Source organism: Nonomuraea aurantiaca, from assembly GCF_020215705.1.
Classification (GTDB): domain Bacteria; phylum Actinomycetota; class Actinomycetes; order Streptosporangiales; family Streptosporangiaceae; genus Nonomuraea; species Nonomuraea aurantiaca.
In genome coordinates, this window is record NZ_JAIWNB010000020.1 from 106,434 (window position 1) to 127,910 (window position 21,477).

Annotated in this window: 21 protein-coding genes; 8 read left to right on the top strand and 13 right to left on the bottom strand. The window is 71.7% G+C overall.

Annotation, left to right across the window (positions count from 1 at the left end):
• Nucleotides 1-11: 11 nt before the first annotated feature.
• Together LDL49_RS37235 and LDL49_RS37240 are read right to left on the bottom strand one after the other, a co-directional pair.
• The gene (locus LDL49_RS37235; protein WP_225298506.1) at nt 12-470 is read right to left on the bottom strand and encodes a hypothetical protein; all 459 of its coding nucleotides are present in this window, start codon (nt 468-470) and stop codon (nt 12-14) included.
• A 46-nt stretch (nt 471-516) separates the two neighbouring features.
• Nucleotides 517-1,275 (bottom strand): alpha/beta hydrolase, encoded by a 759-nt coding sequence (locus LDL49_RS37240; protein WP_225298507.1) that lies wholly within the window; start codon nt 1,273-1,275, stop codon nt 517-519.
• A gap of 147 nt (nt 1,276-1,422) precedes the next feature.
• Between LDL49_RS37240 and LDL49_RS37245 the strand changes: the two genes are divergently transcribed.
• The gene (locus LDL49_RS37245; RefSeq protein WP_225298509.1) at nt 1,423-2,124 is read left to right on the top strand and encodes a lysophospholipid acyltransferase family protein; all 702 of its coding nucleotides are present in this window, start codon (nt 1,423-1,425) and stop codon (nt 2,122-2,124) included.
• A gap of 57 nt (nt 2,125-2,181) precedes the next feature.
• Here LDL49_RS37245 and LDL49_RS37250 read toward each other — a convergent pair whose 3' ends face one another.
• Nucleotides 2,182-2,637 carry a MarR family winged helix-turn-helix transcriptional regulator gene (locus LDL49_RS37250; protein WP_225298511.1) on the bottom strand — a complete coding sequence of 152 codons (456 nt, stop codon included), beginning with the start codon at nt 2,635-2,637 and terminating at the stop codon, nt 2,182-2,184.
• 84 nt (nt 2,638-2,721) lie between these two features.
• Between LDL49_RS37250 and LDL49_RS37255 the strand changes: the two genes are divergently transcribed.
• Nucleotides 2,722-3,150, top strand: a complete 429-nt coding sequence (locus LDL49_RS37255) for a DoxX family protein (RefSeq protein WP_225298513.1) — start codon at nt 2,722-2,724, stop codon at nt 3,148-3,150.
• Between the two features lie 107 nt (nt 3,151-3,257).
• Here LDL49_RS37255 and mmuM read toward each other — a convergent pair whose 3' ends face one another.
• The 5 genes from mmuM to LDL49_RS37285 form a co-directional block, all read right to left on the bottom strand.
• Nucleotides 3,258-4,124: a homocysteine S-methyltransferase gene (gene mmuM, locus LDL49_RS37260; RefSeq protein WP_225298515.1), complete on the bottom strand. Its 867-nt coding sequence runs from the start codon at nt 4,122-4,124 to the stop codon at nt 3,258-3,260.
• A gap of 88 nt (nt 4,125-4,212) precedes the next feature.
• Nucleotides 4,213-5,031, bottom strand: a complete 819-nt coding sequence (gene otsB, locus LDL49_RS37265; RefSeq protein WP_225298518.1) for a trehalose-phosphatase — start codon at nt 5,029-5,031, stop codon at nt 4,213-4,215.
• A gap of 42 nt (nt 5,032-5,073) precedes the next feature.
• Nucleotides 5,074-5,790: a Crp/Fnr family transcriptional regulator gene (locus LDL49_RS37270; RefSeq protein WP_225298520.1), complete on the bottom strand. Its 717-nt coding sequence runs from the start codon at nt 5,788-5,790 to the stop codon at nt 5,074-5,076.
• A gap of 184 nt (nt 5,791-5,974) precedes the next feature.
• The gene (locus tag LDL49_RS57465; RefSeq protein WP_263655975.1) at nt 5,975-8,386 is read right to left on the bottom strand and encodes a VIT domain-containing protein; all 2,412 of its coding nucleotides are present in this window, start codon (nt 8,384-8,386) and stop codon (nt 5,975-5,977) included.
• Nucleotides 8,383-9,108, bottom strand: coding sequence for a helix-turn-helix domain-containing protein (locus LDL49_RS37285; protein WP_225298524.1), 726 nt, complete (start codon nt 9,106-9,108; stop codon nt 8,383-8,385). Before LDL49_RS37285 ends, LDL49_RS57465 begins: the two co-directional genes overlap by 4 nt.
• 107 nt (nt 9,109-9,215) lie before the next feature.
• On the opposite strand from LDL49_RS37285, the gene LDL49_RS37290 reads away from it, so the two are divergent.
• Together LDL49_RS37290 and LDL49_RS37295 are read left to right on the top strand one after the other, a co-directional pair.
• Complete coding sequence (locus LDL49_RS37290) at nt 9,216-9,683, top strand: Dps family protein (protein WP_225298526.1); 468 nt, start codon at nt 9,216-9,218, stop codon at nt 9,681-9,683.
• Nucleotides 9,684-9,909: 226 nt separating this feature from the next.
• Nucleotides 9,910-10,932: an alkaline phosphatase PhoX gene (locus tag LDL49_RS37295; protein WP_225298528.1), complete on the top strand. Its 1,023-nt coding sequence runs from the start codon at nt 9,910-9,912 to the stop codon at nt 10,930-10,932.
• A 150-nt stretch (nt 10,933-11,082) separates the two neighbouring features.
• Here LDL49_RS37295 and LDL49_RS37300 read toward each other — a convergent pair whose 3' ends face one another.
• Nucleotides 11,083-11,676, bottom strand: a complete 594-nt coding sequence (locus LDL49_RS37300; RefSeq protein ID WP_225298530.1) for a TetR/AcrR family transcriptional regulator — start codon at nt 11,674-11,676, stop codon at nt 11,083-11,085.
• Between the two features lie 92 nt (nt 11,677-11,768).
• Between LDL49_RS37300 and LDL49_RS37305 the strand changes: the two genes are divergently transcribed.
• Nucleotides 11,769-13,952, top strand: coding sequence for an MMPL family transporter (locus LDL49_RS37305; RefSeq protein WP_225298532.1), 2,184 nt, complete (start codon nt 11,769-11,771; stop codon nt 13,950-13,952).
• Here the strand turns inward: LDL49_RS37305 and LDL49_RS37310 are convergent.
• The gene (locus tag LDL49_RS37310) at nt 13,921-14,823 is read right to left on the bottom strand and encodes a bifunctional helix-turn-helix transcriptional regulator/GNAT family N-acetyltransferase (RefSeq protein ID WP_225298534.1); all 903 of its coding nucleotides are present in this window, start codon (nt 14,821-14,823) and stop codon (nt 13,921-13,923) included. The genes LDL49_RS37305 and LDL49_RS37310 overlap by 32 nt on opposite strands.
• Nucleotides 14,824-14,863: 40 nt before the next feature.
• Between LDL49_RS37310 and LDL49_RS37315 the strand changes: the two genes are divergently transcribed.
• Both LDL49_RS37315 and LDL49_RS37320 read left to right on the top strand, forming a co-directional pair.
• The gene (locus LDL49_RS37315; RefSeq protein ID WP_225298536.1) at nt 14,864-15,769 is read left to right on the top strand and encodes a lactonase family protein; all 906 of its coding nucleotides are present in this window, start codon (nt 14,864-14,866) and stop codon (nt 15,767-15,769) included.
• 98 nt (nt 15,770-15,867) lie between these two features.
• Entirely contained in the window at nt 15,868-17,217 is a 1,350-nt protein-coding gene (locus LDL49_RS37320) for a N,N-dimethylformamidase beta subunit family domain-containing protein (RefSeq protein ID WP_225298538.1), read from the top strand.
• Here LDL49_RS37320 and LDL49_RS37325 read toward each other — a convergent pair.
• From LDL49_RS37325 to LDL49_RS37335, 3 genes are all read right to left on the bottom strand, one after another.
• Nucleotides 17,214-17,942 carry a Clp protease N-terminal domain-containing protein gene (locus LDL49_RS37325; RefSeq protein ID WP_225298540.1) on the bottom strand — a complete coding sequence of 243 codons (729 nt, stop codon included), beginning with the start codon at nt 17,940-17,942 and terminating at the stop codon, nt 17,214-17,216. The two genes, LDL49_RS37320 and LDL49_RS37325, sit on opposite strands and share 4 nt — an antisense overlap.
• Before the next feature lie 31 nt (nt 17,943-17,973).
• On the bottom strand, nt 17,974-19,464 hold the full coding sequence (locus LDL49_RS37330) for an FGGY family carbohydrate kinase (protein WP_225298542.1): 1,491 nt from the start codon (nt 19,462-19,464) through the stop codon (nt 17,974-17,976).
• 173 nt (nt 19,465-19,637) lie between these two features.
• Nucleotides 19,638-20,240 carry an IS607 family transposase gene (locus LDL49_RS37335; RefSeq protein WP_225298544.1) on the bottom strand — a complete coding sequence of 201 codons (603 nt, stop codon included), beginning with the start codon at nt 20,238-20,240 and terminating at the stop codon, nt 19,638-19,640.
• 78 nt (nt 20,241-20,318) lie between these two features.
• Here LDL49_RS37335 and LDL49_RS37340 point away from each other — a divergent pair, with 78 nt between their 5' ends.
• A complete protein-coding gene (locus LDL49_RS37340) occupies nt 20,319-21,344 on the top strand; it encodes a 6-phosphofructokinase (protein ID WP_225298546.1) in 1,026 nt (341 codons plus the stop codon).
• Nucleotides 21,345-21,477: the final 133 nt, after the last annotated feature.

Genomic DNA, 21,477 nt, shown 5'->3' on the forward strand with positions numbered 1-21,477 from the left:
CGCGGCCGGTCTCAGAGCACGGCGCCGTCGTCCCAGCCGTCGTTGGGCGGGCCGTCGCCCATCCGCACCACCAGCGCCACGAAGCCGCCGATGAACGCGGCCACCGCGGTGAAGAGCGCCCAGCCCTCCATCTGCCAGTTGGCCATCGCGGCGATCAGCAGGTAGGCGGGGCCGCCGAACAGCGCCACCCAGGCGAGCTTGGTCGGCAGGTCGAGCTTGGGCAGCGGCGGCGGGGGCGGGGGCACGAAGCGCTCCTCGCCGTCCCCATCCTCGTCGAGGTCGTCGTCGCCCTGCTCCGCCTCCACGTCGGCGTCCTCGTCGACCGCGGGTTTGACCACGCGGGGGACAGGCTCGACCGGTACGTTCTCGCTGTCCGGCCATGGCTGGTCGGCCGAGTCGCGCTCGGCTGTGTCGTTGAAGGACGCGACGATCTGCCGCCAGACCTCGTCCTCGTCACTCTGGGGCGTCACCTAGATCGGCCTCTCCGCAGCGATCGCGACTTCCCCCTGGGTGCGATCAGTCCCTCTGCAAGGGTACCGAGGCATGTGTCCGGATGAAGTCGAGGCTACCGGCAAAGATCTTGTCGGCATCGTTGTCCAGCGTCGCAACATGGTAGCTATCGGTAAGCTCCTCGATCGTGGCCTGCGGTACGTTCTGGCGAATGATCTCCACGCTCCTCGGTTTCACCACATGGTCCTCGGTGCTGTGGAAGACCAGCAGCGGCTGCGTCACCTTCACCAGGTCGGCCTGGACCAGCGACCACAGGCCGGGCAGCGAGGCGGCCGCCTTCACCGGCGTGCGCGCGTAGGCCAGCTCGGTCACGCCCGGCTTCTTGACGTCGTTGGCCACCCCAGGCACCGACGGCAGGAACCACTTGAGCACCGGGGCCAGCATCAGCAGCGGCACGTCGCGCACGATCGACGGGTTGACCACGACGACGCCGCGGATCGCGTCCCCGTGCACCTCGGCCAGCCGCAGCGCCAGGCAGCCGCCCAGTGACAGCCCCGCCACGAACACGTCCGCGCAGCGGCCCTGGAGGTCCTCGAACGCCTTCTCGACCTCGGCGTACCAATCGTCCCAGCGGGTGCGGTTCATCTCCTGCCAGGTGGTGCCGTGTCCGGGCTGGCGGGGGAGAGAGACGCTCACCCCCTGCCCGGCGAGATACTCGCCCCAAGGCCGTAACGACTGCGGGGTGCCCGTGAAGCCATGGCACAGCAGTACGCCGACCTGTCCTGCTTCATGGTGATAGGGCTCCGCGCCTGGCATGAGCGGCATAACAGCTCCTCGATGGGATTTCATCCCGGAATTGCCCGATCGTCGCACGATCGAGGTGGATTGTGCGAGAGGTGAGGTAGGAGCATCGGTCCTGAGATGCGAAGATGATTTTGCTTGCAGACCGCGCTGTGGAGAAGAGGTGGCCGGGTGTTCTACTGGGTGGTCAAGGCCATCTTGGGGCCGATCCTCCGCGTCGTCTTCCGGCCATGGGCGGAAGGTGTGGAGAACGTGCCCAGGCAGGGGCCGGTCATTCTGGCCGGAAACCATCTGTCGTTCGCCGACCACTTCTTCGGGCCGCTGCATCTGCGCCGCAAGGTCATCTCGCTCGGCAAGTCCGACTACTTCACCGGGCGCGGCGTCAAGGGCTTCTTCACCCGGCTGTTCTTCAGCGGCGTCGGCACCGTGCCGATCGACCGCTCGGGCGGCAAGGCCAGCGAGGCCGCGCTGCGCACCGGCATGCGGGTGCTGCGCGAGGGCAACGTCCTGGGCATCTACCCGGAGGGCACCCGCTCACCCGACGGCCGCCTGTACAAGGGCAAGACGGGCGTCGCCCGCCTGGCCCTCATGTCGCGGGTGCCGGTGATCCCGTGGGCCATGGTCCACACCTTCGAGATGATGCCCCCCGGCCACCCGCTGCCCAAGCTCGGGATCCGGCCCGGGGTGCGGTTCGGCAAGCCGCTCGACTTCTCCCGCTACTACGGGATGGAGGAGGACCGGCTGGTGCTGCGCGCCGTCACCGACGAGATCATGTACGCGCTCATGGAGCTGTCGGAGCAGGAGTACGTCGACAAGTACGCCGCCAGCGCCAAGGTCGAGATGGAGCGCGCGGCCCGGGCCGCCAAGGGCTGACCACCGCTCATCGCGGCGATCGCCCTGCCGCCTGCTCGGTCTCGCGCCCGGCGGTAGTCATTGCCGTAGTGCCTGCTCGGTCTTGCGCATGGCGGTGGTCATCGTCTCCAGCTCGCCGCGGGTCATCCGGTCGATGAGGTAGGCCCGGACGACCGCCACGTGGCCGGGGGCGACGCGCTCCAGGCAGCGGACGCCCGCCTCGGTCAGCACGGCCAGCACGCCGCGCTCGTCGGACGGGCAGGTGGTCCGCTCGACCAGGCCCGCCTTCTCCAGCTGCCCGATCTGGTAGGTCAGCGCGGACTTCGACACCACGACACCCCTGGCCAGCTCCGTCATGCGCATCTGGCGGTCTGGGGCGTCGGCCAGGCGGGCCAGGACCTCGTACTGCGGGTGGGTCAGCCCGGCCGCGGCCTTGAGCTGCTCTTCGATGCGCCGCTCCAGCAGGTGGGAGGTGGACAGGAAGGCGCGCCAAGCCGCCATCTCCGTCTCGTCGAGCCACGCGGTGTCCGTCACGGCGTCCAGTGTACTTGTTGTTCAGATTTGAACTTCCGGGTAGAGTGCTGGTTCAAATCTGAACTACTGCCTTATGGAGTGCGCATGCTTGACCAGTCACGTTCCGTAGCGATCCTGGTCGCCCGCGTGGTCGTCGGCGGGATCTTCCTGGTGCACGGCTACCAGAAGTTCGCCACGATGGGGATCGCCGGGACCACCAAGTTCTTCGAGTCGGCCGGGATCCCGCTGGCCGCGGCCGCCGCTCCGGCGGTGGCGGTGCTGGAGGTCGCGGGCGGCCTGGCGCTGATCCTCGGCGTGGCGCTGCCCGTGGTGGGGACGCTGCTGGCGCTCGACATGGCGGGCGCGATCCTGTTCGTCCACGGGGCCAACGGGTTCGCGGTGGACAAGGGCGGCTTCGAGTTCGTCCTGTCGCTGGCGGCGGGCGCGCTGGCCGTCGGCTTCAGCGGAGGCGGCGCGCTCGCCCTCGACCGCGTGCTGTCCCGCCGCCGCACCCCTGAGAACGTCGCGGCCTGACCGCCAGCGGCTGACACGCCAGCGGCTGACACGCCATCGCCTGACCGCCGGGCCTCCGTCGTCGGGCCTCCGTGGCGCGATGCTCAGGAGCCGCCGTGGCGCGGCGCTCAGGTCAGGTGGGCGCGGATCTGCTTGATGTGCTCGGGAGTGGTACGGCAGCAGCCGCCGATGAGCGAGGCGCCGGCCCGTTGCCACTCCTCGGCCGCCTGGCCGTACTCCACGGGCTCGGCGGTGCCGCGCCACCGGCCCTGCTCGGCGTCCCAGTATTCGCCGGAGTTCGGATAGACGACCACCGGCAGGCCGCCGGCCAGCGTGGCGATGAGGCCGGGGATGTACCGCGGCGCGGTGCAGTTGACCCCGACGGCCACCACCTGCGAGCTGCCGGCGAACAAGGCGGCGGCCTCGGCGATCGGCGTGCCGTCGTTGAGGTGCGCGGCGTCGCGGCAGGAGAAGCTCACCCACGCCTTGACCGAAGGCGTCTCGGCGAGCAGCCTGGCCAGCGCCCGCGCCTCCGGGTAGGACGGGATGGTCTCGCAGGCGAGCAGGTCGGGCCCGCTGGAGGCGAGGATCTCCCAGCGCGGCCGGTGCCACGAGAGCAGGCCCAGCTCGTCGAGGTCGTAGTCGCCGGTGTATTCGGCGCCGTTGGCCAGGTAGGCGCCGTAGGGGCCGATCGAGGCAGCCACCAGCCCGCCCCCGGCCTCGTCACGGGCCTGGGCGGCCAGCTCGACCGAGAGCCTGATCAGCCGCTCGGCCTGCGCCTCGTCGAGGCCGCGCCGGACGAACCCCGGGATCGACGCCTGGTAGCTCGCGGTCGTGGCCACGTCGGCGCCGGCCGCGAAGTAGTCGGCGTGCACGCGCCGGATCAGCGCCGGATCCTCCACCAGCAGCCGCGCCGACCACAGCTCGTCGCTCAGGTCGGCGCCGAGCATTTCGAGGCGGGTGGCCAGGCCACCGTCCAGGACAAGGGTGCTCACCCCTCCAGAGTATGGTGCCGCGCGTACTCGACAGGACTTTCCGGCTCGGATGAACGACTCGAATGAGACGGGTGAATTTCCGGCCGGGCTATTGCGTTTGCCGGTTGTCATGGAAAGCGCGGATTATCTCGTCCAGCATGGCCGGGACGTCGGCCGGGCCGGCCACGGTGAAATCGGCCTGCCGGGCCAGTTCGTCGCCTGTTTCGCTGTTGGCCACCGCCACTCTGACCCCGACGAACTCCGGGTCGCCTTCCTCGCGCGTACGCAGGGCCTCGAAGGCGCGGGCGTCGGACAGGTCGTCGCCGAAGTACCAGGCCCTGGTCAGGGCGCCGCTCTCCGCCTCGACGACGGTGCCCTTGTCGCCGTGCACCGGCGGCTTCAGCTCGACCACCATGCGGCCCAGCTGCTCGGCCAGGCCCAGCTCGGCGGCCTTCGCCGACGACCACCTCTCCACCACGCCACGCAGCGCCGGATCCGCTCTGTAGTGCAGCGCCACCATCAGCGCCTTGTCCTCCACCAGCACCTTGCCCGGCAGGTCGCGGGCGGCGTCGGCGACCAGGCGGCGGATGACCGGCGCCCATGACTCAGCCTCACCGGCGTTCCTGATCTCGCCGTCGACCACCGTCTGCAGGCCGTACAGGCCGAAGAGCCGCACGCCGGGGGCGCAGGAGAAGCGGTCGCGCAGGAACGCGGCGGGGCGCGCGGAGACGACGGCGACGCGGGCGAACAGCTCCGCCAGCGCGCTCAGCCGCTCCACCGCCCCGGGGACGGGGAGCACCGCGTCCGGATCGTTCATGATGGGCGCGACAGTGCCGTCGAAATCGAAGAAGAAACCCGATTCCCGGGCCGCGGAAACAGTGGCGGAGATCGCCTCGGCGAAGCGCAGCGGTGCGCGAGAGGTCGCCATGTACGGTGACGATAGAACAGCCCGCCGGACTCCGATAGACGCCTATTCGTCTTTCGGGGAAACCTTGCCGGAGTTCGTTCCGCCGCCGGCCGGAATGCCGGCCGGAGTGGTCTTCGCGATGCGGGCGAGCGCTCCGGCGTCCTTCACCGTCACCTCGCCGTCGCCGATCTCGACGAGCTCGCGACGCTCGAAGGAGCGCAGGGCCCGGTTGACGCTCACCCTGGTCGCCCCGATCTCGGCCCCCAGGCCCGCCTGCCCGGCGTGCAGTGGGACCCGGCCGCCCTCGCTCCGTCGTACCAGCCACTTGGCCACCCGCGCGGAGACGTCGAGCACGACCGCGTCCGTGAGCCGCTCGTCGAGGTCGCGCACGGTCTGGGCGAGCGTACGCATGAGCCGGGCCGCCACCGACGGCTCGGTGGCGATCACCTCGAGCACGGCCACGCTTGGCAGGTAGGCCACCTCCACCGGTGTGAGGGCCGTCAGCGTGGCCCGGTGGGTGCCCTCCACCAGGAGCGTCGTCTTGTCGAACGCCACGGGTGCGGCGTCCACCGACAGCACCACCTCCCGGCCGTCGACGCTCACCCGCCCGGCCTTGACCCGGCCGTCGAGCAGCACGATCAGCTGGTCGGCCGGGTCGCCCTCGGTGCAGAGCACCTGCCCCGCCGGGTAGCGCCGCTGCCGCGCGACGGACTCCAGCCTGCGCAGCCCTTCTTCGCCCAGCTCACGGAACATCGGGAGGGCGGCCAGCGTGTGCGTCATGTATCAGGTGATACACCACGGCCGTGCCCGGTGATGCGGCGGCCGTCCAGCCCGCGGGCCTAGCGTGCGGGTATGGCGAGATTCGTGGTGCAGCTGGCGTTCGACGGCGATCCCCGGCGGCTGGCCGTCCGGCCGGCGCATCGGGAGCATCACCCCATACCCACAGGTCACACCGGCGGTGCCGTCAGGTGCGCTTCCAGAACGGGCGGCGGGGCGTACCCGGCGTGGGCGATCCGCTCGGGGATGAGGGTGATCCGCTCGTGAGTGCGGTGAGCACCTCGATGGCGTGCGCCCTCAGCGCTTCGGCGTCGATGCCCGGCTGCTCCGCCGTCTGCAGCTCGCGGCCCAGGGCGGCCAGCTCCGGATGCCCGCCCAGGAAGGCGGCCAGCGCCGCGAGCCGGGAGCCCAGGTCCGCCAGGTAGAGCGGGTCGGGACCGCCGAGCAGCGCCCGGAGCCGGTCGAGCTCGACGACCAGCTGCGTCCTGACCGACTCCAGGCCGGGGCCGGACGGACGGGGAGCGGGGGGCGGCGCGAACCGCGGCGACGGGCTCATCCGCCCACCGGCCGAGCTACCGCCGAAACCGCCGGCCGAGCCGCCGCCGGGACCCGCATCCGCCTCCCAGTCGACCCGCCCGGTGCCACGAGACCGGCGGGCCACGTCTGAGGCGCCGGTCTCCTGAGTGCCCAGGAGGCCGTGACTCTGGCCGGGCGCGAAGCCCGGGTCGGGGATCGACATGGGACGGGACGGCGCGGCCATCACCGCGGCCTGCGCCATGAAGGGCATCATCGGCGGGTTCTGCGGCATCTCCCAGCCGCTCGGCGGCTCCACGGGCTGGATGACGCGGTGCTCCGGCTCGCCGTTCGCCACCTTTCTGGTGTCGATCGCCACGTAGGCGGTGAAGCGGCACAGGACGCCGTTCTCCAGCGAGACCCGGACGATCTCCGCCTCCAGCTCGTGCTCGCCCATGGCGTACCGGTCCTCCAGCTCGCGCAGGTGCGCGCGGGCCCAGACGGCGCGGATCGCCGGGTTGTCCACCACGGTGCCGGTCACCTGCTGCTCCCACGGGGCGCCCGACGCCAGCCCGCGTACGGTGACCGACGAGCCGTCCCGGTAGCGGCCGTGCACGCGCAGCGGGACGCCGGGGAAGATGGAGCCCAGGTGGGTGACCGTGCCCGGCTCCACGTCGAGGCCCTTGAGGGACAGGTCGGTCACGAGGGGCGCGCCGATGCGGCGGTGGATCTGCTCCATGGCGGCGTCCAGGCGGTCCTCCGACTCGACCAGCTCGCAGCGGCCCGCGCCCAGACCGGCCAGCCGGCCCAGGAACCCGGCGTTCACCGCCCGGTCGATGCCGACGGTGTGCACCCGCATGGCCGACAGCGCGCCGCCGGTCTGCTCCAGGATCTGGTCCTCGTGGCCCACCTGCCCGTCGGTGACCAGCACGAGGACGCGTTCGCGCCCGTCCTGATCGTGGAGCAGGGAGATCGCCTGGCGCAGCGGCTCCAGCAGCTCGGTGCCGCCGCGGGCGTCCACGCGGGCGAGATGTTCGACCGCGCGGTAGCGGTTGCGGTCAGAGGCCGTCACGAGCCCCTCGAACGCCTGCTCCACCACCGAGTCGAACGTCAGCACCGCGAACCGGTCCTGCTCCGTCAGCGTGTCGACGATCCGCGCCGCGGCCCGGCGCGCGGCGACCATCTTCCAGCCGCCCATGCTGCCCGACCGGTCCAGCAGCAGGACGAGGTCACGCGGCGTACGCGGCGTCTCCAGTGCGGGGGGCAGCATGGTCAGCGAGAACGCGCCCCGGCCGTCGAGCTGCAGCGCGGTCGAGGCCTCGAACGACAGCCGCAGGATGAAGTCGCGGTCCAGCCGCTCGCCAGGCTGCAGCCGTACCGTACGACCCTCTTCTTCGACCACGTGCAGGCTGGAGGCCAGCTCCCGCAGGTCCAACCCGGCGGGGTCGATCGTCGCCGTCAGCGACAGGCGTACCGGGTCGGGGAAGCCGGGCAGGAGCACCGGCGGCGTGATGCGCGAGGCGTCGGGCACCGCGTCGGTGTCGGGCGCGGTGCCGTCGCCGGAGCCGGGGCCGTCGAGCGGCGTGCCCGGAATGTAGCGGGGGGCGACGACCAGCGGGAAGCGGAACGTGGCCGCGCCGTCCTCGTACGGCAGCGGCTGGCTCAGCGTGAGCCGGACCGTCACCCGCTCGCCCGGCAGCAGGTTGCCCACCGTGATCGTGAACACGTCGGGCCGGTCCTCCTCGGCGATCGCGGCCCGCTTCCCCTCGCGCAGCGCCCGGTCATAGTCGGCCCTGGCCTGGCCGCGCTCCTTGAGCACGCCGTCGATCACCCGGTCGTCGGCCTCCATCCTGAACCCCGTCACCGCCGCCCTGTCGGGCAGCGGGAAGACGTAGGTGGCCTCCAGCGTGACGTCATAGGGGTTGCGGAAGCCCTGCGTCACCTCGACCTCGGCCATCAGGCCGGAAATGCCGGCGGACACGTCGACGCTCTCCAGGGGCAGGTTCCCGCGCGCGGTCCGCAGCGCGCCGAACCCGGCGTCCGGCACCGGCAGGCACCGGGTGGGCTCGAGCGAAGTGATCTTCATGCTAGCTTCCTCTCTTCGAGCAGCGCCAGCAGCGGTGCCGCCGCGGTGAGTACCGCCTGGATGTCGTCTTCAGCCGGGGTACGGCCGGCGCCGTCGAGCACGAGCGTGACCCCGTCGGCCAGCCTGACCCCGCGCACCAGCGCCCCGTTCCGGCCGGGCAGGGGGTACGGCAGGTCGGGGCCGGTGTCATTGGCAGGGCGTCCGGCGCCATCCGTGGGGCGTTCGGCCCAGAACCGTCCGCGGGAGCGTCCAGGTCCGGCCCCCGAGCCGCCGGAGGCGGCCGTCACCTCGGGCGTCTCGCCGTTGGGGAGGGCCGCCGCGTCGAGCGCCTCCTGACTCAGGGGCGTGGCCGCTACCTCCTCGCCCATGGGCTCGTCCAGGGCCTCGTCCAGGGGTGACCATCCGGAGTGGGCCGTCCGCTCCAAGGTCGTGTCCGTGGCGCCGGTCAGGGCGGCCTGGATCTCGGCGATCGACCGGCCGGCCGCCTGCAGCCGCTTGATGGCCACGAGCTGCAGCAGGTGCCGCCGGCCGTACTGGGCGATCCGGCCGCGCCTGGTCAGTGGCGGGTCGACGAGGCCGATCGTGGTGTACCACCTGATCAACCGCTCGCCGGGCACGTCGCGGACCCGGCCGTTGAGCGGCGGCGCGGGCGGCTGGGCGGGCGCGCGCAACGCGTCGGCGGCGCGCTGCGCCAGCTCACGGATGGTCCAGGTCTCGCTCATACCTTCACAATTACACTGTCATTATTGCAGTGTCAACCATGGGAAAGCGGGCAAAGGGGATAGGTCGTATAGAGACCCTGATGTCGAACCACGGGGAGGAACACATCATGGCTACGATCACCGGTCCGCTCTCGGGCGACGCGAAGAAGACGGTCGCGACGGCCCTTCAGGGAGCCCTGGTCGATCTCCTCGATCTCTCGCTGCTCGCCAAGCAGATGCACTGGAACCTGACCGGCCCGCACTTCCGGCAGATCCATCTCCAGCTCGACGACGTCACCGCCCTGGTCCGTGAGCACGCGGACACCATCGCCGAACGCGCCGTCGCCCTGGGCATCAACCCGGACGGCCGGGCGGCCACCATCGCCAAGTCCACCAAGCTCTCGCAGCCGGAGAACGGCTGGATCGAAGACGGCAAGGTCGTGGCGACGATGACCGACCTCCTGGAGGCCGTCGGCAAGCGGATGCGCGAGCGCGTCGCCGCGACCGACGAGCCCGACCCGGTCAGCCAGGACCTGCTCATCGCGGTGGCTCAGGACATCGACAAGCAGCACTGGATGTTCCAGGCCCAGCGCTGACGCCCCTGGACCGCCCGGGGCCCGCGCTCCGGGTCCCGGGTGGCTCACCGGCCAGAGCCCGCGCTCCGGGTCCCGGGTGGCTCACCGGCCGGGGCGCGCGGTCCCTGGCGGCGCACCGCCGCGCTCATCCGGCGGCCAGAGATTTCGCGCAGAGTTTGATCTCGCGCCTCCCTGTCATTCATGTCGGCGGGGTCGACTAGCGTGGCACCTAGAGGGAGGCCTCACGATGTCCAGCAAGACTCTCCTCCGCACGGGCCCGCTCTGGCAGGGCGGGATGAGCCCCTACGGCCCGCTGGAGCCGCCAGGCGGCGACGATCTGTCCCTGCCCGGAGGGTTCAGCGGCCGGATCGTGGCCCGCTCGGGCCAGAAGGTGGCCGGGCTGACGTGGCACGCCGCGCCCGACGGTGGTGCGTGCTTCCCCGACGGCACCGGCTGGATCTACGTGTCCAACTCCGAGCTGCCGCTGCTCGGCGGCGCCTCCGCGCTCCGGTTCCGCGCCGACGGCTCGATCGCCGACGCCTACCGCATCCTGTCCGGCACCGACCGAAACCGCGCGGGCGGCGCGACGCCGTGGCACAGCTGGCTCTCCTGCGAGCTCGGTCACCGCGGCCGGGTGTTCGAGTGCGATCCGTACGGCATGCGAGCCGGGCGCCCCCGCCTGGCCATGGGCCGGTTCAAGCACGAGGCGGCCGCCTGCGACCCCGACCGTGAGGTCGTCTACCTGACGGAGGGGGAACCCGACGGGTGCTTCTACCGGTTCCGGCCCGGCGACTGGGGCGATCTCACCGAGGGCACCCTGGAGGTGCTCTGCGTCGCCGGTGACTGGAAGCCGGTGCCGTCGCCCGCCGCCCTGCTCAAGGCCGCGCGCCACCAGATAGACGACGCCCGCCACTTCGACGGCGGCGAGGGCTGCCACTACGCGGGCGGGGTCTGCTACTTCACCACCGAGGGCGACCGCGGCCTGTGGGCCTACGACGCCGAGACCTCCACGCTCGACCGGATCTGCGACGGCGTGCGCGCCATCACCGCCGCCCCCTCCGGCGACCTCTACGTCACCCGGCAGTCGACGGAGATCGACGTCATCACCCCCGATCGGGCGGTCACGCCGTTCCTCAAGCTCGGGGGCCTCGGCGGGGCCGAGCTCACGGGGCTGGCGTTCGCGCCCGACGGCGGGCGGCTCTACTTCTCGGCCAGACGGGGCCGCGACGACGGCCGCACCTTCGAGGTGGCCGGCCCCTTCCGCGCCTGAGAGACCTCAACAGGCGAGTGCCCGGTCGCGGGGGACAGTCCGCCGCCGGGCACACCCCCGATCACGACCCTGACTGCCAGGCCGGCATCGCCGACGTCCTGGGCCCCCGATGGCCGGCCTGAGCGTCTCCACCCCGGTGAGACAGAACAACTAGCTCAGGTAGCGCACCAGCGCGACCTTCAGCTCCTCGATCAGCTGTGCCGCGCGGGGGGGCTCGGCCGTGGAGATCAGCGCCATGACGGCCGAGACCATCGCCACCGCCATCGCGGCCATGAGGCGCGCCCGCGCGGGATCCAGGTCCGGGGCGCGCCGCAGCAGCATGGCGGTCACCTGTTCGCCGACCGCCTCCTGCAGGCGGTCCGCCGCCCCGGCCAGCTTGTCGCCCGTCGCCGAGCCGTGCATCACGGCCCAGTAGGCGGGCGAGTGCGCCTTGAACGCCACGCTCTGGTCCACGACCTGCTCGACCAGCGTCTCCAGCGGTAGGTCCGGCGTGATGGCCGACAGCCGCTCGGCCCAGAACTCCGCCCGCTCGTCGGTGTAGCGGGACACCAGCCCGTCGAGGATCTCCTCCTTGTTGCGGAAGAACTGATAGAGCGACCCGGGTGACAGCCCGGCCCGGGCGGCGACCTGGTTCGTCGTCATGTCGGGGTAGCCGACATCGGCGATCACCAGCTCGGCCGCGTCGAGAATCTCCGCCATGCGCTTGAGCCCGCGCGCCTGCCGGCGCACCGTGCGCTCAGCCATGGCACACCGCTTTGACAAATGCGAGCATTTACTTGTATTTCTGATGGGCGGACAAAACACGAGTAGTTTACCGAATTCCATTGGGGAGACGCATGAAGACCGTTGCCATGACGCAGACGGGCACCCGGGCGCGGGCGCGCTCGACCGGGCCGCCGCTCCGCAGGCTCGGATTCCTCCTGGCACGCCGGCGTCGGCTGGTGCTGTCGCTGGCCCTCGTCGCGTTCGTGATCGCCGGGGCCCTGGCCGCGGGGGCTGTGCCGCGGCTGTCGCTGTCCAGGTTCGACGCGCCCGGCTCGGAGTCCGACCGGGCCCAGACCGAGCTGGCCGAACGATTCCGTACCGGCAGCCCGGACCTGGTCTTCCTGCTGACCGCCAAGGCCGGCACCGTCGACGACCCGGCCAACTCGGCCGCCGGGCAGGAGCTGACCGCCCGCGCCGCCCGCTCCGGCGGCGTGGCGGAGGCCGCGTCCTACTGGTCGCGGGGCAGGCCCGCCACCTTGCGCAGCCAGGACGGCAGACAGGCGCTGATAGTGGTCCGCGTCCCCGGCGACGCCGACCACGTGCGGACGCGGGTGCTTCCTGAGCTCGTGCCACGCATCACCGGCGGCGGCGGGCCGTTCGAGGTGCGGGCCGGGGGCGGGGAGGAGGTGTTCCGCCAGACCGTGCCGCTGGCCAGGCAGGACTTCGTCCGGGCCGAACTGGTCATCTTCCCGCTGGCGTTCGTGCTGCTCTGGCTCTACCTGCGCCGTGCGCTGGCCGCGCTGGTGCCGATCCTGGCCGGGGTGTTCGCCATGGTGGTCGGGCTCGCGCTGCTGCGCGGCGTCCTCGTATTTGCAGATATATCGACGTTTGCCCTGAACCTCACCTTGGCGATGGGCCTGGGGCTGGGGATCGACTACTGCCTGTTCATGATCTCGCGCTTCCGTGAAGAGGTACGGCACGGCGCGGGCCGGGCCGAGGCCGTGGCCGGAGCCGTCGAGCACGCCGGCCGTACGGTCATCTTCAGCGGTCTCACCGTGGCGGCCTCGCTGGCCGTGCTGTTCGCGCTGCCCTTCGGCTTCCTGCGCTCATTCGCCTATGCGGGCATCGCCGTGGTCGCCGGTGGCCTGGTCGTGGCGGTGCTGGTGCTGCCGGCCGTACTGGCCTCGGCGGGCGGTGCGATGCTGCCGCGGCGGGAGCGGGCCGAGCGGCCGGCCGGGTTCTGGCACGGGCTCGCCACGCGGGTGATGCGCCGTCCGTTGATCTTCGGGGGCGTGGCCACGGCGCTGCTGCTCGTGCTGGCCTCGCCGTTCCTGAGCCTGCGGTTCGGCGCCGCCGACGACCGGATCCTGCCGGCCGAGGCGCCCGCGCGGCAGGTTCAGGAGGTGATCCGCCAGGGTTTCCCCGCCGAGGAGACCGACGCGATCCAGATCGTGTCCCGGGGAGCCGCCACGGACGTGACGGGATACGCGGTGCGGCTGTCGAGGCTGCCCGGCGTCGCTCAGGTCGACTCCGCCGCCGGGTCCTTCGCGGGCGGGGCGCGGACGGGCGACGGCGATCGGGCCCGGTTCGCCGGGGGAGCGGGCACCTGGCTGTCGGTGGTGCCGTCGGCCGCGTCGCTGTCCGGCGACCCGGTGGCGCTGGTGGAGGCGGTCCGGACGGTCGACGCGCCGTTCGAGGTGCTGGTCGGCGGCTACCCGGCCGAGCTGGCCGACTACCGCGCCTCGGTGGTCGACCGGCTGCCGCTGGTGATCGCGCTGATGCTGGGCGTGACGTTCGTGCTGCTGCTGTTCATGACGCGCAGCCTGATCCTGCCGCTCAAGGCGACCGTCCTGAACGTGCTCAGCCTGGGCGTCATGTTCGGGGCTATTGTCTGGGTCTTCCAGCAGGGCCACCTGTCGGGCCTGCTCGGTTTCACCCCGACGGGCACCCTCGACGCGAGCATCCCCGTCCTCATGCTCTGCGTCGCCTACGGGCTGTCGATGGACTACGAGGTGTTCCTGCTGTCGCGGATCAAGGAGGAGTACGACCGGACCGGCGACACGAACGAGGCGGTGGCCGCCGGGCTGCAGCGCGGGGCGCCGCTGATCACGGCGGCGGGCGGCATCCTGGCGCTGTCGTTCGCCGCCTACGCCACTGCCCAGGTCGCGTTCGTGCAGATGCTCGGGGTCGGCATGGCCGTCGCCGTGCTCGTCGACGCCACCGTGATCAGGGCCGTACTGGTGCCCAGCCTGATGCGCCTGGCCGGGCCGCTCAACTGGTGGCCTAGAGGTCGCGGCTCCACTCCTGCTCGGTGACCTCGATCCCGTTCTCCGTCTCCTTGTGCTCCGACTCCAGCTCGAACCCGGCGGCCTGGTAGATGCGCCGCGCGCTGTCCAGGCAGTCGCGGGTCATCAGCGTGATCCGCTTGTAGCCCTCGGCCTTGGCATGGCGCAGGCACTCGCCGACGAGCCGCCCGCCCAGGCCCAGCCCGCGGGCGGACGGCTCGACCAGCAGGAGCCGGAGCCGCGCGGTGGTGTCGTCCTCCCGTACGCAGAACACGCACCCGGCGGGCTCCCCGCCGACCTCGGCGATCCACCCCATGTCGCGCGAAGAATCGTATGCGCCGATGATCCTGGCCACCAGCCGCTCGAAGTCCATGCCCCAGCCGTACTCCCGGCTGTAGAGGACGCCGTGCCGGTAGACCACCCAGCTCAGGTCGCCCGTGCGCAGGGGGCGGATCACGTACGGCTCGCGCTCCCCGGCGCCCTCCAGCAGCGTCCTGATCGTGGCCATGCTCGTGACCAGGCGTTCCTGCCCCGGCTCGGGCAGCGTGGCCAGCAGCCGTTCGGCCTCGGCGTCCGACCGCGTGTCCAGCAGCCCGAACGACTCGGTGCCCGCCGCGGTGAGCCGGACGACCTGCTTGCGGGCGTCGGTGGCCGCGCGCTCCTTCGCGATCAGCCCGTCGCCCTCGAGGCGGGTCAGGATCCTGCTCAGGTAGCCCGCGTCGAGGCCGAGGAGGGCGCGCAGCTCGCCCGTCTCCAGCCGGCCCGCGTGCCCGAGCTCGAACAGCACCCTGCACTCGGCCAGCGAATAGGGCGAGTCGAGCATGCCGGACTGAAGGACGCCGATGACCTTCGTATAGAACCGGTTGAAGGCCCTGATCTCGGAGACCCTTGCCTTTGTCAACGAACTCATTGCTTTAGTCAAGCATGAGAAGATGCCTCCTGTGAAGCACCTGTATATAGGCGGATATGGGCCCGGCATCGTCACCCCCGGCGGAGAGCTGACCCGCCTCACCTCGTCCTCGTTCCTGGCCGCGCACCCGAAGCTGCCGGTGCTGTACGCGGTGGGCGAGCTGGCCCAGGGCTGGCTGAGCGCGTTCAGCACGGAGGAGGCCGCGCTCGCCCCCCTGGACGAGCGGCCCAGCATGGGTGACAGCCCCTGCCACGTGGCGGTCGATCCGGAGGGCGAGCTGCTCGCCGTCGCCAACTACGGCGACGGCACGGTCAGCCTGCATCACCTCGACGCCCGCGGCGCGTTCGAGGGACGCCCGATCGTGCTGCGCCACGAGGGCTCCGGTCCGCACCCCGAGCGCCAGGAGGGCTCGCACGCCCACCAGACGGTCTTCCACGACGGCCTGCTGTACGTCTCCGACCTGGGCACCGACCAGATCCGCCGCTACACCCCCGAGGGCGAGGTGCTGGAGCCGATGCGCCTGACCCCGGGCACCGGGCCGCGCCACATGGTCTTCTCCGGCTCGCGCCTGTACGTCGTGGGCGAGCTCGACGGCATCGTCACCCTCATCGACGGCGAGAAGACGGCGGGCGCCCTCGCCTCGCGCGCCGAGGGCGTCAACCAGCCCTCCCACCTCGACCTGGACGGGGACTTCCTGTACGTGGCCAACCGCGGCCCCAACACGATCACCGTGCTGCGCGCCGAGGACCTGACGTCGGTGGCCGAGGTGCCCTCGGGCGGCGAGTGGCCCCGGCACTTCGCCATCGACGGCGACCGCCTGTACGTGGCCAACCAGCACTCGGGAGTGGTCACCGAGTTCGCGCTGGAGGACGGCGTGCCCACGCCGACGGGTGAGGTGCTGGAGGTCGAGAGCCCCTCTTGCGTCCTGCCGGCGTAAAGGCCCTTACGCGTCCGGTGCCCTCTTGCGTGCTGCGGGCGTAAGGACTTACCCAAGTCGCCGACCCCGTGGGCGGGCGGTCGTGACCATGGTCCGCTGTGCGCAAGTCCCTGATCATCCTGATCCTGCTGGCGTCCGCGTGCGGCACCACCACCCCCGCCGCCCCGGCCCACCCGTCCCCCCCGGCGCCTGAAGCCGCCGCGCCCGCCCCCGCTGAGGTGCCGGCCGCCCGGCCGGTGCGCTGGCGCATCACCGAGCGCGGGGCGGAGCACGAGATCGAGGGATACGCCGACCGCGTCAGCGTGCTGCCCGGCGAGCGATTCCGGATGCGCGTCTCCACGACCGCGCCGCGCTTCACCGCGCACGCCTTCCGCATGGGCACCCACCCGGCGGAGGTGTGGCACTCCGGCCCGTTCCCCGGGGTACGGCAGGCGCCGCCCCAGACGGTGGAGGGCATGGTCACGGCCGCCCACTGGAAGCCCTCGCTCACCGTCGACACGACCGGCTGGCGGGAGGGCGCCTACCTGGTACGCCTGGACGCCTCCAGCGGCGGCCAGCGCTACGTCCCGATCACCGTACGCTCGGCCTCGACACAGGGGCGGGTGGTCCTGGTCAACGCGGTGACCACCTGGCAGGCGTACAACCTGTGGGGCGGCCGCAGCCTCTACCAGGGTCCGGGCGGGTTCGACGACCGCTCCCGCAAGGTGACCTTCGACCGGCCCTACGACACCTCGGGCGCGCGGCTCTTCCTCGACTTCGAGCTGTCCGCGATCGAGCTGGCCGAGCGGAGCGGGGTTCCGCTGGCCTACCTGACCAGCCTGGACCTGCGGCCCGGCGTGCTCGACGGGGCCAGGGCCGTGGTGTCCCTGGGGCATGACGAGTACTGGTCGCCCGGCATGCGCGCCGCCGTCACCCAGGCCCGCGACGCCGGCACGAACCTGGCCTTCCTCGGCGCCAACGCCGTCTACTGGCGCATCGGGCTGTACGGTCGGATGATCATGTGCGACAAGGAGAGCCAGTGCCCGCTCTGGCGCGCGTCCGCGCCGGAGAGCGCGCTGGTCGGGCAGGAGTACGACTGCTTCCCCGCCGAGGCCGCCTACGTCCTGCGCAGACCCGGCCACTGGATCTTCGAGGGCACCCGGGGCAGGCGCTTCCCCGGCCTGGCCGGCGTCGAGACCGACAAGGTGTCCGCCGGCTCGCCCGAGAACATCAAGGTGCTGGCCCATTCGCCGGTCGACTGCGGCGGCCGGGCGACGTCCTCCGACAGCACCTACTACACCGCTCCGGGAGGGGCCGGGGTGTTCGCCTCCGGCACGATGCGCTGGGTGTGCGGGATGCGGGGAAGGCGGTGCGGCCACGGGGTCACCAAGGCCGCCGCCGCCTTCACCCGCCGCGCGACGCGCAACATCCTGACCAGGTTCGCGGAGGGTCCGGCGGGGGCGCCTTAAGGCTTCCCGCCGCGCCTCCGCAGGATCTCGGCGAGCATCCGCTGGATCTCGGACTCGGCGCCCTCCTTGGTCACGCCGAGCCCGGCGAGCGCGGTCGCGGCCGTCCCCTCGCCGAGTGACAGCACGCCGAGCAGGATGTGCTCGGTGCCGATGAAGTTGTGGCCGAGCCGCAGGGCCTCGCGCAGCGTCAGCTCCAGGGCCTTCTTGCTCTGCGGGGCGTAGGGCGGCTTGTCGGGCGCGTTCTCGCTCGGCGGGGCGAGCATGGCCTTCATGACCTCCTCGACCCGCTCCAGCGGCGCGCCGAGCGTCACGATGGTCTTGGCCGCCAGCGCTTCCGGCTCGGTCAGCAGGCCGAGCACGAGGTGCTCGGCCTCGATGTACTCGCTGCCCGCCCTGATGGCCGCCTGCTCGGCCTGCACGATGACCGAGCGCGCCCGGTCGGTGTAGCGGGCGTAGGCGCGCAGCTCTTCGGCCAGCCCGCCCTCCTTGGGGACGAACCGTTTCTGGGCGGCCTGCTTGGTCACGCCCATGCTGCGGCCGATGTCGGTCCAGGAGGCGCCGGAGTGCCGGGCCCGGTCGACGAAGTGGCCGATGAGGTGGTCGGCCACCTCGCCCAGGTGCTCGCCCAGCGTCACAGCGTCGGAGAGCTGGCCCAGGGGGTCGCCGTCAGGGTGACGGCTCTTGATCGCGTTGATGAGGTCGTCGAGACGCACGGTCTGATCCATGGGTCAACCTTAGGTTGACGATGCCCGATCGTCAACCTTTGGTTGACGCTAGTGCGACGGCCGTCCGCCACCGCTCGTACGCGGCGTCGTCGCGGGCTCCCGGCTCGAAACGGCGGTCGAGCCGCCACGTCTCGCGCAGCTCGTCCGCCGACTCCCACACGCCCGAGCCGAGACCCGCCAGGAACGCCGCCCCGAGCGCGGTCGTCTCCTGGACCACCGGCCGCTCCACGACCGTGCCGAGCTGGTCGGCCTGCAACTGCATGAGCAGGTCGTTGCCGCTGGCCCCGCCGTCGGCCTTGAGCACCGGCCCGGAGCCGCCCGTCATCACGCCCCCCGTCATCACGCCGCCCGTCATCACCTCGACCACGTCGCGCACCTCGAAGGCGATCGCCTCCAGCGTCGCCCTGACCAGATGGGCCCTGGTCGTGCCGCGCGTGATGCCGGTGATCAGGCCGCGCGCCTCCGGATCCCAGTACGGTGCGCCGAGCCCGGTCAGGGCGGGCACGAACACCACGCCGCCGCTGTCGGGCACCGTGCGGGCCACCGCCTCCGACTCCGGCGCGGTGCCGATCAGGCCCAGCCCGTCGCGCAGCCACTGCACGGCCGCGCCGGTCACGAAGACCGAGCCCTCCAGCGCGTACGTGATGTCTCCCGACGGCGTCTGCCAGGCGACGCTGGTGAGCAGGCCCGCGTCGGAGCGGACGATCTCGCCGCCGGTGTTGGCCAGGATGAACGAACCGGTGCCGTAGGTGCACTTCACCTCGCCCACCCGGAAACACGTCTGCCCGAACAGCGCCGCCTGCTGGTCGCCCGCCACGCCGCTGATCGGCAGGCCGAGCCCGAGGAACGCGCCGGGGTCGGTCTGACCGAGCGCGCCGTAACTGGGCACGATCTCCGGCAGGGCGGTCTCGGGCACCCCGAACAGCTCGCACAGCTCGGGCTCCCATGATCCGGACGCCAGGCCGTACAGCAGGGTGCGCGAGGCGTTGGACGGGTCGGTCACGTGGCGCGCGCCCCCGGTGAGCCGGGCGATCAGGTAGGAGTCGACGGTGCCCACCGCCACTTCGCCCGACAGCACGCCCTCCCACGAGCTCCGGTCGTGCTCGGCCAGCCAGGTCAGCTTCGAGGCGGTGAAGTAGGGGTCGAGCCGCAGGCCGGTCAGCTCCGAGACGCGCGGCTCGTGGCCGGCCGAGCGCAGCCGCTCGCAGATGCCCGCGGTGCGTCGGTCCTGCCAGACGATCGCGCGGCGTGGCGCCGCCAGGGTGCGCCTGTCCCACAGGACCGCGGTCTCCCGCTGGTTGGTGATGCCGAGGCAGGCCGGCCTGGACGTGGCCGCGCGCAGGGCCGCCGCGCAGGCGCTCAGCGTGGCCTGCCAGATGTCCTCGGGGTTGTGCTCGACCCGGCCGGGCTCGGGGAAGTGCTGGGCGAACTCCTCGTAGCCCCTGGACTCGATCCGGCCGTCCTCGGTGACGACGAGCGCCGTCACCCCCGTCGTCCCGGCGTCTATGGCCAACACACTCACGAAATCGCCTCCCGGAAAGGGCTTCCGCTCACTACGCTCGCGTTTGGTCTAGACCACTGCCCGCGTGGACGGGCAGAATTGCGATCCAGGTCGTGAAACCGTTCGGAGAATCTTAGTGATCCTCGTGCCGGCTCCATCGGCATGCGCCTCGATCGCCGGGGACATGCGCCGCCTCACGCTGCCTCGAAGGCGGCCCGGAGCGCGGCCCTGGCTCTCCGGGCGGCCGAGCGCCGGCCGTACAACCGGGCGCAGAGCGAGGTGAGGACCTCCGCCATGTCACGCAACAGCTCGTCGTCGACCCGGGCGCCGGGGACGGCGCCGGACTCGCCGGCCTCCGCGTCGTCGATGACCACGATCCGGCGGCCGGTGGCCTCCAGCGCGGCCGACAGCTGCTCCAGCCCGAACCGGGCGAGCCGGTCGCGGCGCTCGACCACGATCACGCCCACGGACGCGTCGCGCAGCAGGCGGGCCAGCTTCGGCCGGTCGCCGTCCATGCCCGAGCCGACCTCGCCGACGACCTCGGTGACGGTTAGGCCCATCGCGGTGGCCGCGCGGACCACGCGGGCCGCCTGCCGGTCGAGCTCGGCGAGCTGGTCGGTGCCGGACACCCTGCAGTACGCGACCGTCCGGCCCGTGACCTCGGCCGTCCGATCGAGGACCATGTACCTACCGGTGGCGGTCTTGACCACCGGGACGGGCATCTTCCCGTCTCGCGCCCACTGCCAGGCGGTCTGGTAATGCACGCCGTTCCGCCGCGCCCACTCCGAGAGCTTCACATATCGACAATCTCAGACGAAGACTGAGAAGAGCTGATGTTTTCACTAACGGCAAGAAACCCATAGGAGGAACCCGTCATGCGAATCGGAGTGCTCACCGGGGGCGGCGACTGTCCCGGACTCAACGCGGTGATCAGGGCGGTCGTACGGAAGGGGGTGAGCGTCTACGGCCACGAGTTCGTCGGGTTCCGTGACGGCTGGCGCGGCCCGCTCGAAGGCGACACGATGCCGTTGGACATCCAGGCCGTACGAGGCATCCTTCCGCGGGGTGGCACGATTCTCGGCTCCTCGCGCACCAACCCCATCAAGATCGAGGGGGGCGTCGACCGCATCAAGGAGAACCTGGCGGCCACCGGCGTCGACGCGCTGATCGCCATCGGCGGCGAGGACACCCTCGGCGTCGCCAGGCAGCTCTACGAGCGTGACGTCAAGGTCGTCGGCGTGCCCAAGACGATCGACAACGACCTGTCGGGCACCGACTACACCTTCGGCTTCGACACCGCCGTCAACATCGCGACGGAGGCCATCGACCGCCTGCACACCACCGCCGAGTCCCACCACCGGGCGCTCATCTGCGAGGTCATGGGCCGGCACGCGGGCTGGATCGCGCTGCACGCGGGCATGGCGGGCGGCGCCAACGTCATCCTGATCCCCGAGCGGCCGTTCGACATCGACCGCGTCTGCGAGTACGTCGAGTCGCGCTTCCGCACCCGCTACTCGCCGATCCTCGTGGTCGCCGAGGGCGCGCACCCGATCGAGGGTCAGATCGCGCTGCAGGCCGGCGAGCTCGACGCGTTCGGCCACGTACGGCTCGGCGGCATCGGCGAGGTGCTGGCCAAGGAGATCGAGAAGCGCACCGGCAAGGAGGCCCGCACCACCGTGCTCGGCCACATCCAGCGCGGTGGCACCCCGACGGCCTACGACCGGGTCCTGGCCACCAGGTTCGGCCTGCAGGCGATCGACGCGGTGCACGAGGGCGACTACGGCATCATGGTGGCGCTGCGCGGCACCGACATGGTCCGCGTCGGGCTCGACGTGGCGACGGCCGAGCTCAAGACGGTGCCGGTGTCCCGCTACGCGGAGGCCGAGGTGTTCTTCGGCTGATTGAAAGCGGCTTGCAAGCGGGCGGCCGTAGCTTCTGTATCAGCGGGGTTACCGCTACAACCCCCTCAGGGTACGGCTTGCGCCGCGGCGAGTCGGCGGCCCACCACGCGCCGCAAGCCGTACCTATGACATA